Source organism: Actinomadura hibisca NBRC 15177 (assembly GCF_001552635.1).
In the GTDB taxonomy this organism is placed as follows: domain Bacteria; phylum Actinomycetota; class Actinomycetes; order Streptosporangiales; family Streptosporangiaceae; genus Spirillospora; species Spirillospora hibisca.
Map to the genome: position 1 here is coordinate 24,515 of NZ_BCRO01000117.1, position 9,902 is coordinate 34,416.

Below are 9,902 nucleotides of genomic sequence, written 5' to 3' on the forward strand. Positions count from 1 at the left end.
CCGGTTCCCGCACCGAACCATGTCCGCCGCTCCGGCGGTAGAGCCGGACGCCACCGTTCGCTGGCGTCTTTTGCCAGCACGGCAAGGAACGCGACCGTTCCCGGACGTCCGCCGTCAACGACGCCGCCCCATCAACCGGCTCGGCGATCTTGGCAGAACTTGCCGTTGGTGAACGATTTTCACGGTGCGAGCTTTGGGGCTCATGAGAGCCCGATCCCTCGCCTGGTCGGCGGTGCTGGCCGCGTCGCTGGCGGCGCCGGCCTCGCTCGCCCAGAGCGCCGCCGCCGCGCCGGCCGCACCGCCCGCCGCCTGCGACCCCACCGGGACCGCCCCCGCCTACCGGGGCAAGGTCCCCTCCCCCAAGCAGGTCCTCGGCATCGAGTTCGGCGAGCGGCAGGTCACCGCCGCCGAGTCCGACCGCTACCTGGAGACGGTCGCCGCCAAGAGCGAGCGCGTCGTCTCCGGCACCCTCGCCACGTCGGCCCAGGGACGTCCCCTCAAGTACGCCATCGTGGGCCGCCCCGAGACCCTCACCCGCGCCGGGCTCGCCAAGGTGCGCGGCGAGGCGGCGCTGCTGCGCAACCCCGCGACCCCGGCGAAGCTCGCCGCGCGCATCGCCGAGCGCGGCGTGCCGATCCTGTGGGTCAGCGGCAACGTGCACGGCAACGAGCCGAGCGGCACCGACGCCGCGCTGCGGGTGCTGCGCGACCTCGGCGACCGCAGCGACTGCGCCGCCACCAACATCCTGAACAACGCGCTGGTCGTGGTGCTGCCGACGCAGAACCCCGACGGCCGCGAGAACAACGTGCGGCAGAACGCCTACGGCTTCGACATGAACCGCGACTGGTTCGCGCGCACGCAGCCCGAGACCGAGGGCAAGCTGGCGATGCTGAACCAGTACCCCCCGGCGCTCTACATCGACGCGCACGAGATGGGCGGCACGTCCTACTTCTTCCCGCCCAACGCCGACCCGATCTACCACGAGACGCCCGAGCAGGCGATCGGGTGGATCAACGACGTGTACGGCGCGGCGATGATCAAGGAGTTCACCCGGCGGGGCATCGACTTCTTCAACCGCGACACCTACGACCTGTTCTACCAGGGCTACGGCGACACGGTCCCGACCACCGCCTTCCACGCGGCCGGGATGACCTACGAGAAGGGCAGCGCCAGCCCCTACCCCGAGCGGGTCGAGGAGCAGTACCTCACCCAGTGGGTGTCGCTGTCGGCCGCCGCCGCCAACCGGCGCAGGGTGCTCACCGAGTGGCACCAGATGAGCGTGGACGCCTACGCGCAGGGCAAGGCGGGGCAGCTCGAACCCAACCACGTCTACAACCCGCCGAACCAGATCGACCGGCCGGTGCCCGACCGCAAGGTGCGGCACTACTTCCTGCGCGACGAGCCCGCCAAGCGCGCCGAGGTCCGCACCATCGTGCGGCGGCTCCAGCGCATGGGCGTGCGCGTCGACAAGCTCGTCACGCCGCTGACCGTGCCGGACTACAAGGAGTACGGCCGCCCCGAGGGCCGGGCGACGCTGCCCGCCGGGACCTACCACGTCTCCATGGCGCAGGCCCAGAAGCACTGGATCCAGGCCATGCTGAACGAGGACTCCTACACCCCGTTCCCCTACTTCTACGACGTGACGGCGTGGAGCATGCCGCTGCTCGGCAACGTGTCGGGCGGCTCGTCCGGCGCGGACCTGCGCCCGCGCGCCCTGCCGCTGCCGACGCTGCCCGCCGAGCACACCGGCAAGCCGGGCAAGGCCCCGAAGATCGGCGTGCTCCAGCTCTCCGCGACCTCCACCGACGCCCGCCAGTCGGTCGGCTGGCTCCGGCACCGCCTGGACCGCGAGTGGAAGCTGCCGTTCACCCTGCTCACCCCGGCCGACGTGGCCGCGGGCAAGCTGGCGGGCGTGCAGGTCCTGCTGACCCCGAACGGCCCCGCCGCGACCGCGCACACCGCCCTCGGCGACGCCGGGCGCGCCGCGCTCCAGCAGTGGACGCAGAACGGCGGCCGGTACGTCGGCTGGCAGGGCGGCGCGGAACTCGCCGCGCGGCTCGGCCTGACCACCACCACGCTCAGCGACCCGACCTCCGACGTGCCCGGCACCATGTTCCGGGTGACGGTGGACGGCAAGAGCCCGCTGGCCAAGAACGTCGGGCCGACGGCCTGGTCGTTCTACGCCTACGACCTGGTGATGCGGCAGCCCGACCCGGCCAAGGTCGCCGTCGCCTACCCGCCGACGACCTCGCCGCAGTGGTTCGTGTCGGGCTTCGAGCGGGGCTCGGCCGAGCTGGGCGGCACCGCCGCCGTCACCGACGAGCGGGTCGGCAAGGGCCGCACGGTGCTGTTCGGCGCGGAGCCGAACTTCCGGGCGTTCTCCGACGGCACGGCCAAGCTGCTCCACAACGCGATCCTCGGCCCGAACCCGGTCGCGAAGGTGGCGGCGCTGGCCGCGCCCGCGCCGTCGTCCGGGCAGGCGAAGCAGGCCGGGTCGCTGATCCAGGCAGAGTCGCCGATCCGGGTGTCGGTCAAGGCCGGTGACGCCGGGAAGGCCGCGGCGCTGCTGCGCTCGGTCGGCGCGCGGTGGAGCGAGCGGCGCAGCGGCGACGCCGTCCACTACGTGATCGACAACCCGCGGGGCCTGGCCGCCGACCAGCACCCGTTCGCGGGACGGCTGCCGTCGCTGATCCGCAAGGCCGGGATCGCCCCGATCGCGGTCACCCTGCCGTAACGGGCACTGCCGTAACGAACGAGAAGGGCGGGCCGGACGCACCGGCCCGCCCTTCCCCTTGTCAGCGCACGATCCAGGCGATGGCGGTCATCGTCCCGGGTGCGACCTCGGTGAACCCGCCGTCGCGCACCGCGACCGTGGCGTGCTCCACGCACTTGTCCCAAGGCACGTCGCGCGCGAGGTGGACGCGCAACCCGCCCTCCATCCAGGCGGTCACGTCGGCGGCCGACGCCTGCCGCAGCAGGAGCTGGGCGGCGTGCCCGCACTGCGCGGCGGCCTTGCCCGTGGTGATGGTGACGCCGGGGTTGAGGGCGATCGCGGCGTAGGGCGGCTCCGGCGGCGGCTTGGGATCGTCCTCGTCGTCGGGCAGGTCGAGCCCCGCCACCTGGAGCTTCGCGATCTGCGGCGGCACCTCGGCCACGGGAGACGGCACGAACGCCCGCACCTGCGCCCCGTTGACGTCCACGGTGACGCCGGGCAACTCCTGGACCTCCGGCCAGCGCACCCCGCGTGCCCGCCGGGCGACCTTCCGGATACGGCGCGACTCCCATTCGCGGATCGGCTCGGCCCATTCGCCGTCGGGACCGGCGGCGCGCGGGTCGGTCAGCAGTTCCACCACCGCGGTCGCGGCGGCCTCGCAGACGGCCGAGTGGGTGGGCGGATCGGCCTTCTCCGCCCGCACCACCAGCTGCATCGCCCACGGCGGATCGTCTCTGGGGTCGTGTTCAGGTCGCACCTCGGCAGTATTCCACCGCCAATCTCCCGCCCCGCGCGTGACTTTCCTGCGGCTTATGTGGGTACGGCGAGGTACACGGCGGGAGAGGTCGGGTCGGAGGTCACCGGTGACCAGTGGTGCCTGGGGCAATTCCATCCCCGGAGTGGGGACGTTCTTCGTCGGGATCGACGTCGCGCCGGGCCGGTACCGGTGCCTGGACGGCAAGGGCGGCTGGTGGGTGCGGTTCACCGGGCCGGGCGGCGGCGACCCGGTCGGGTCCTGGCCGCTTCCGGCGGGGCCCGCCGAGATCGAGATCGCGCCCACCGACTTCGCGTTCGAGACGCACGTCGGCGGCCAGTGGGAGCGCCTCGCGCCCGCACGTTCGCCCGACGGCGGGGCCCCGCTGCGGCCGGTCGCCGACCCCACGCTGCGCGAGGAGCTGGACGTGGTGGTGATGCGGCGGCGGCCGCTGGTGTGGCTGGCCCCGCTGACGGTGCTGGGCGTGGGGCTGGCGGGCTCGGTGTTCCTCGGCACGTTGTGGCTGCTGGGCATGGCGATGATGGCGACGCTGATCGCGCTGGGCACCCCGTCGGTCTCGCTGGACCTCCAGCGCGCCCGCGAACTGGACCGCCGCCGCGACCGCTACCTGGTGCCCGAGGACCTCGACGACCCGGCCCGCGACCTGCTCGGCCGGGTGCAGGCCGCCATCGACACCGTCCGCGACTCGGCCGTCAACCGGGAGGGCATGCTCGACACCGTCGACAACGCCGTCACCCTGCCCCGCCAGGAGTGGGAGATCGCGCAGGTGCTGGCCCGCCAGTCCAAACTGCGCGGCGAGCAGGAGGAGGCGGGCGCGACCGGCATCCCGGAGGTGGCGGCGGCGCTGGAGCCGCTGCGCGCCAAGCTGGAGATCTCCGTTCAGGCGGTGACCAGGCGAGTGGAGGCGTTGGAACGTTACGCCGAGCGCACCCGCGCCGCCGACGAGGCGCTGCGCGCGCATCGCCATCTGGAGGTGCTGGCGGCCCGCGCGCACGAGTACGACGAGCTGCTGGCCGACACCGTCCGCGACGACCTGGCGCTGCCCGCCATCGAACGCCTGACGGCCCAGAGCGACGCGCTCGCCCAGACGTTGCGCACCCGCCTCACCGAAGCCGCCGAAGCAGGCGACGAACTCCCCCCGGCTACCTAGAACACACTGGTATAAGCGAGAGCGAACACCACACAAGGAATCAGGAACGCCCAGCTCGCGACGATGATGCCGTGCAGCACCTCAGCCGGTTCCCGGGCGCGGCCCAGGTAGTGGTGGTAGACGGCGACCAGCACGGGGGCGCTGACCGCCTGCACCCAGAACACCCGCTGCGGGAACACCTCGCCGAGCGCGGCCAGCACCACCGTGACGGCGCACGCCGCCGTCCAGGCCGCCAGGCCCAGCCGGTAGGCGGCGCGCGGGCCGAGCCGCACGGCGATGGTGGTGTAGCCGCTGGCGAGGTCGGCCCGGTAGTCGGTCACCGTGGTCGGGACATAGAGGGCCACCGCCACCAGCACGCCGGTGACGGCCATGATCCAAGGGAAGCCGTCCAGCGGGCGCACCGACGTCCAGCCCGCCATCAACGCGAAGCCGCCGACGCCGACGGCGTTGGTGGCGACGTCGAAGCCGGGCCGGTCTTTCAGCCGGACCGGCGGCACGCTGTAGAGCCAGCCCAGCGCCAGGAAACCCAGGGTGACCAGGGCGAACGCGGGCCGTACGGTCAGCGCGACCAGAAGGGAGGCGGCGGCGGTGAGGTGCGCGGCGACCAGCGCGGCGCGCACCGACATCCGGCCGCGGGCGAGCGGCGCGCCGTCCTTGCGCGGGTTGCGCAGGTCGCCGTCGAGGTCGCAGGCGTCGTTGATGGCCAGGACTGCGAGCCACACCAGCGGACCCCACACCACCAGACCAGTGAGCACCGGGGCGAGGGCGGCCGGGCAGGACGCGGTCGGCGGCGCGCACACGTCCTGCCCGGCGACCAGCCACCGGGTGGCCAGCAGGTGGCCGACGTAGAAGGGAACGAGGGAGACCAGCCACAACGCGGGCCGGGCGATCAGCCAGAGGTCGAGCAGGAATCGGCCACCGGTCGCGACGGGCCGGGCACCGGAGCGGACGCGCATCGATCGTCACCCCCAGGGTGATCGAGAAATGCAGACACCCTCTATTAGACACTAAGTACAGTTAGAAGCCCGCCGCGACTTGTCCACAACCCCTCTCACTCTCCGAATCAGATCAATCACATGAAGTAAAATCGCCATGCGACCGGTAGCCGGAGGACACGCATGAGCGAGGCCGAACAGCGCGAGGCGATACGGGAGGTCCTGGACGAGTCGGCCTTCTACGCGGCCCGGGGCGTCCGCCCGCCCGCGCAGCGCGTGGAAGCGCCCCAGGTGGGCGTGGCGGTCGCGCGGCTGGCGGCGGCGACCCGGCACGAGCTGCTGACCTTCGACGACCCGTCCGGCTGCATCGGCCAGGGCGTGCCCGAACGTATGCTCCGGCACGCCGCGAGCTGCATGCACGACGCCGTGGCGCGGCTCCCCGACGTCCGCCAGATCACCTCGCGGCACGGCCTGGCGCAGGACGAGGAGCTGGGCACGATCGCCTGGCGTCAGGGCGGCCGGGCCCGCGTGATCCCGGCGATCCCGTTCCGGCTGGGGGTGCTGGACCGCAAGGTCGCGCTGCTGCCGCTGGATCTGGACGTCTTCTACAACGGGATGCTGGTGGTGCGCGACCCGAGCGTGGTGCGCGCGCTGCTGCGCGCCCACCGCCGCTGGTGGGACGCGGGCGACGACCCCGCCGCCGGGCGCGACCCGCACGCGCCGCCGCCGCACCTGGTCCCGGTGCTGGCGTGCCTGAACGAGGGGCTGTCCGACCGGGCCGGGGCGACGCGGACGGGCCTGTCGCCGCGCACCTACGCGCGTCGGGTCGCTGAGCTGCTGGAACTGCTGGGCACCACCCACCGATTCCAGGCCGGGGCACTCGCCGCGCGCCGGGGGTGGTTCTGATCATCTTCAAGGAGGTATGTCTGGGAGGTCTGATCCATTCACAGCGGGGAGACCGACCATGCAGTCATTGGAATTCGCCGGATTCGAGCCCGTCGAGGTCGAGCGCGAGGGCGTGACGGTCCGCGGCGTGCAAGGCGGCTCGGGCCCCGCCGTCCTGCTGCTGCACGGCTACCCGCAGACGCGGCTGATCTGGCGGCTGATCGCGGGGCCGCTCGCGCAGGAGTTCACCGTCGTCGTGGCCGACCTGCGCGGCTACGGCCAGAGCGACAAGCCGTTCGGGGAGGACGACCACTCGACCTACAGCAAGCGGGCGATGGGCGACGACATGGTGGCGCTGATGCGGTCGCTGGGCCACGAGCGGTTCGCGGTGGTCGGCCACGACCGGGGCGCGCGCGTCGCCCACCGGATGTGCCTGGACCACCCCGAGAAGATCGAGCGCGCCGCCGTCCTGGACATCGTGCCGACCGACACGATGTACGAGGCGACCGACCGGCAGTTCGCGCAGGACACCTACCACTGGTTCTTCCTGACGCAGCCCTACGACCTGCCGGAGCGGCTGTTCGAGGGGGCCACCGACTACTACGTGCGCGAGACCATCCGACGCTGGGCGGGCCGTCCGGAGATGTTCTCACCGGAGGTCATGGACTCCTACGCGCACGCCTTCGCCGACCCGGCCGCGATCCACGCGGCCTGCGAGGACTACCGGGCGGGCATCGGCATCGACCTGGACCACCACGCCGCCGACCGCGACAAGCGGGTCACCTGCCCGCTGCTGGTGCTGTGGGGCGAGCACGGCGGCCTGCCGAAGCGGTTCGATGTGCTGAAGGTGTGGCGGGAGCGAGCGGAGAACGTGAGCGGCCACAGCGTCGACTCGGGCCACTTCCTGCCGGAGGAGGCACCGGAGGAGACTCTGGCGGCGCTGCGGACCTTCCTGAAGTAATCCAGCGAATGGCACCTGGGGGGCCTGGCGCATCCTGGGCGGCCTGGCGCTCTTGGGCGACCTGGCCTCCCCCGCCGCCGCGCGGCGCCTGGCCGGGCTCGGCCTGGACCTCACCGAGGCCACCGGCCCGGCTGGGCCGCCTACCGGACGCTCGCCGACTACGAGCCGGAGATTGCGGCGCTGGCCCGCCGCCACCCCGACCGGGTCAGAAAAGAGACCTGACGGTGCCGAGGAGGGTCTGCCAGTCCGAGGTGGAGAGACGCAACCTCGGCCCGTCGGGGTCCTTGGAGTCCCGGACGAGCGCGCCACCCGCCGCAGACGCCACCTCAACACAACTGCCCGCGTCATTGCCGCTGCTGTGACTGCTCTTGCGCCAGACGCTCATGCCTTCGACCGTATCTGTTTGATCAAAGCAAGAGAATCCCGGTTCGACAGGGCCGTCTCCCGCAACCGCTCGAACCGCTCTTCCAGGCGGCGCACTTTGTCCAGGCGCTCGACATAGGTCATGCCCATCGGCGATTCGACCATCCCCACCGTCAGCCGGTACGCCTGCCCGATGACGAGCAGGGTGAACGCGCCCATGAGTCCGTACGGGTTGCTCGGCTCGGCGGGGACGATGCGAAGGTTGCTGCCCGGCCGTTCCGAAGTGTGCAGCAGGTGGCCCAGTTGCCCGTACGTCACCTCGGGCCCGCCGAGCCGTTGGTGGAGCACGGCCTCGTTCAGGAGGACGTCGAAATCCGGCGTCATCGGATCGTCGAAGATCCGCTGCCGCGCCATGCGGATCTCGACGGCCCGCCGCCGGGCCTCGGGCTCCAGCGTGATCATCGCGTTCGCGTACGCGGGGGTCTGGAGCAGGCCGGGCACCGCCAGGACCTCGTAGGTGCGAGCCGAACGACAGTCCGCCTCCAGCGAGATGAAGTCCATCGCGGCGGGGGCGAGGTCGTGAGTATGGCGGTGCCACCAGCCCCGCTTCCGGTCGACGCGGGCAAGTTCGACGAGGGCCATCCGGAATGACTGATCCTCCACGCCATAGCGGTCGAGCACGTCTTCCAGTTCGTCACCGCCGATCCCGTAACCGTTCTCGACGTTGCTGAGCCAGCCATTGGAGCGCAGCACGATACGAGTGGCCGCCGTCTCCAGCGTCATATTGCGCTCGTCCCGAAGCTTTTTGAGCTCCATTCCGATGCGGCGGTTGCGAACAGAGGGTGTTGAACGCGACGGCATGACACGAGTGTCGTTCTGTCCACAACCGAACGCAGGCGGTCACCGAAAATGGTGAACGTTCACGTCATGGCCAATGCGGCCGCCGCGATGAAGACGACCTGCAACACTGTGCGCCGCCCGAGCGGCGTGCCCTGCTCCGTGCCCCGGCGGGCCGCCGAGACGTTCGCCGGGAACATCACGATCATGAGCAGGATCAGGCACCCCGCCGCCCACGGCGCGGTGGCCGGGATCAGCATCCCCACCGCGCCCGCGAACTCCAGGACACCCGTGATGGTGACGAGCAGCTCGGGCTGAGGCAGGTTCGGCGGGACCATCTCGACCAGACTGGCGCGCAGCTTCGGGAAGAAGTGCGCGAAGGCCGTCAACAGGAACATGACGGCGACGCCTACGCGCAGGGCCGGGTGCCAGCCGTCCAGCGCGTCCACACCTGCGTACCCGGCGATGCGGGCTCCCACGAAGCCGACGATGAGAGCGATGAGGGGTTCCATGCGGACCTCCGTTCCTTGAACTTGTCAGTGACAAGATACGACGACGGGATCCCATCTTGTCAATGACTAGATACGATGACGGCATGAGCCCCTACCACCACGGGAACCTTCGCCCGGTGTTGCTCGACGCTGCGGCCGCCGCCATCGAGCAACAGGGACCAGCGGCGCTGAGCCTGCGCGACCTGGCTCGTCGCGCGGGCGTCTCACATGCCGCGCCCGCTCACCACTTCGGCGACAAGACGGGACTGCTCACGGCGCTGGCGACCCAGGGGTACGAGCTGCTGGCCGACGCGCTGGAGGCTGCCGGACCCGACATCCTGGACACGGGCGTGGCGTACGTCCGGTTCGCCGTGGGGCATCGCGCGCACTTCGAGGTGATGTTCCAACCCGGCCTCTACAAGCAGGACGACGCAGAGGTCACCGCCGCGCAGACCCGCGCAGGCCGTGCGCTGCACACGGCCCTCGCGGCAACGCCGGAGGCGGAGGGCGAACATGCGAACCTGGCGGCTTGGTCGATCGTGCACGGCTTCGCGGCTTTGTGGATCAGCGGCGCGCTACCCGAGGGACTGGGGGATGACGCTGGAACTGCGGCGTTGCCGGTGATCCGGCGGCTGTTCACCTAACCGGTGGACTAAGCCCGCACACGACACCTGACCAGCGACCTCAGCCCCGCACGCTGCACGTGACCAGAAACCCCAACCCCGCGCCCTGCACGTGACCAACAACCCCAGCCCCGTGCCCGAACATGACCGGCGACCCTGGCCACCGGGG

At 71.5% G+C, this 9,902-nt stretch carries 10 protein-coding genes; 5 read left to right on the forward strand and 5 right to left on the reverse strand.

The genetic code is table 11. The annotated features are described in order from the left end of the window. The first annotated feature begins 202 nt into the window (after positions 1–202). Positions 203–2,734, forward strand: a complete 2,532-nt coding sequence (locus tag AH6_RS38695) for a M14 family zinc carboxypeptidase (RefSeq protein ID WP_083983883.1) — start codon at positions 203–205, stop codon at positions 2,732–2,734. Positions 2,735–2,795: 61 nt separating this feature from the next. Here the strand turns inward: AH6_RS38695 and AH6_RS38700 are convergent, their stop codons facing one another. Then, the gene (locus tag AH6_RS38700) at positions 2,796–3,470 is read right to left on the reverse strand and encodes an aminoacyl-tRNA hydrolase (RefSeq protein WP_067490796.1); all 675 of its coding nucleotides are present in this window, start codon (positions 3,468–3,470) and stop codon (positions 2,796–2,798) included. A 106-nt stretch (positions 3,471–3,576) separates the two neighbouring features. On the opposite strand from AH6_RS38700, the gene AH6_RS38705 reads away from it, so the two are divergent. After that, positions 3,577–4,638: an Rv1352/Rv1906c domain-containing protein gene (locus AH6_RS38705; RefSeq protein ID WP_067490798.1), complete on the forward strand. Its 1,062-nt coding sequence runs from the start codon at positions 3,577–3,579 to the stop codon at positions 4,636–4,638. Here AH6_RS38705 and AH6_RS38710 read toward each other — a convergent pair. Then, positions 4,635–5,594: a UbiA prenyltransferase family protein gene (locus tag AH6_RS38710; protein WP_067490800.1), complete on the reverse strand. Its 960-nt coding sequence runs from the start codon at positions 5,592–5,594 to the stop codon at positions 4,635–4,637. The genes AH6_RS38705 and AH6_RS38710 overlap by 4 nt on opposite strands. A gap of 162 nt (positions 5,595–5,756) precedes the next feature. On the opposite strand from AH6_RS38710, the gene AH6_RS38715 reads away from it, so the two are divergent. Both AH6_RS38715 and AH6_RS38720 read left to right on the forward strand, forming a co-directional pair. Continuing rightward, positions 5,757–6,479: a helix-turn-helix transcriptional regulator gene (locus AH6_RS38715; protein WP_067490802.1), complete on the forward strand. Its 723-nt coding sequence runs from the start codon at positions 5,757–5,759 to the stop codon at positions 6,477–6,479. Positions 6,480–6,537: 58 nt separating this feature from the next. Next, a complete protein-coding gene (locus tag AH6_RS38720) occupies positions 6,538–7,419 on the forward strand; it encodes an alpha/beta fold hydrolase (RefSeq protein WP_067490804.1) in 882 nt (293 codons plus the stop codon). Positions 7,420–7,624: 205 nt separating this feature from the next. On the opposite strand, the gene AH6_RS38725 is transcribed toward AH6_RS38720, so the two are convergent. From AH6_RS38725 to AH6_RS38735, 3 genes are read right to left on the reverse strand one after another with little or no spacing between them, the layout of a single operon-like run. Further along, a complete protein-coding gene (locus AH6_RS38725) occupies positions 7,625–7,804 on the reverse strand; it encodes a DUF397 domain-containing protein (protein ID WP_067490806.1) in 180 nt (59 codons plus the stop codon). After that, a complete protein-coding gene (locus AH6_RS38730; protein WP_157431983.1) occupies positions 7,801–8,643 on the reverse strand; it encodes a helix-turn-helix domain-containing protein in 843 nt (280 codons plus the stop codon). Before AH6_RS38730 ends, AH6_RS38725 begins: the two co-directional genes overlap by 4 nt. A 59-nt stretch (positions 8,644–8,702) precedes the next feature. Further along, positions 8,703–9,131, reverse strand: a complete 429-nt coding sequence (locus tag AH6_RS38735; protein WP_067490810.1) for a DoxX family protein — start codon at positions 9,129–9,131, stop codon at positions 8,703–8,705. Positions 9,132–9,214: 83 nt separating this feature from the next. Here AH6_RS38735 and AH6_RS38740 point away from each other — a divergent pair, with 83 nt between their 5' ends. Beyond that, positions 9,215–9,754: a TetR/AcrR family transcriptional regulator gene (locus AH6_RS38740; protein WP_067490812.1), complete on the forward strand. Its 540-nt coding sequence runs from the start codon at positions 9,215–9,217 to the stop codon at positions 9,752–9,754. The last annotated feature ends 148 nt before the right edge of the window (positions 9,755–9,902 follow it).

What these genes read in the sequence shown, in the direction of transcription:
- AH6_RS38735 (WP_067490810.1), bottom strand. Translation starts at nt 9,131, where the DNA reads ATGGAACCCCTCATCGCTCTCATCGTCGGCTTCGTGGGAGCCCGCATC.
- AH6_RS38725 (WP_067490806.1), bottom strand. Translation starts at nt 7,804, where the DNA reads ATGAGCGTCTGGCGCAAGAGCAGTCACAGCAGCGGCAATGACGCGGGC.
- AH6_RS38720 (WP_067490804.1), top strand. Translation starts at nt 6,538, where the DNA reads ATGCAGTCATTGGAATTCGCCGGATTCGAGCCCGTCGAGGTCGAGCGC.
- AH6_RS38695 (WP_083983883.1), top strand. Translation starts at nt 203, where the DNA reads ATGAGAGCCCGATCCCTCGCCTGGTCGGCGGTGCTGGCCGCGTCGCTG.
- AH6_RS38715 (WP_067490802.1), top strand. Translation starts at nt 5,757, where the DNA reads ATGAGCGAGGCCGAACAGCGCGAGGCGATACGGGAGGTCCTGGACGAG.
- AH6_RS38740 (WP_067490812.1), top strand. Translation starts at nt 9,215, where the DNA reads ATGAGCCCCTACCACCACGGGAACCTTCGCCCGGTGTTGCTCGACGCT.
- AH6_RS38730 (WP_157431983.1), bottom strand. Translation starts at nt 8,643, where the DNA reads ATGCCGTCGCGTTCAACACCCTCTGTTCGCAACCGCCGCATCGGAATG.
- AH6_RS38710 (WP_067490800.1), bottom strand. Translation starts at nt 5,594, where the DNA reads ATGCGCGTCCGCTCCGGTGCCCGGCCCGTCGCGACCGGTGGCCGATTC.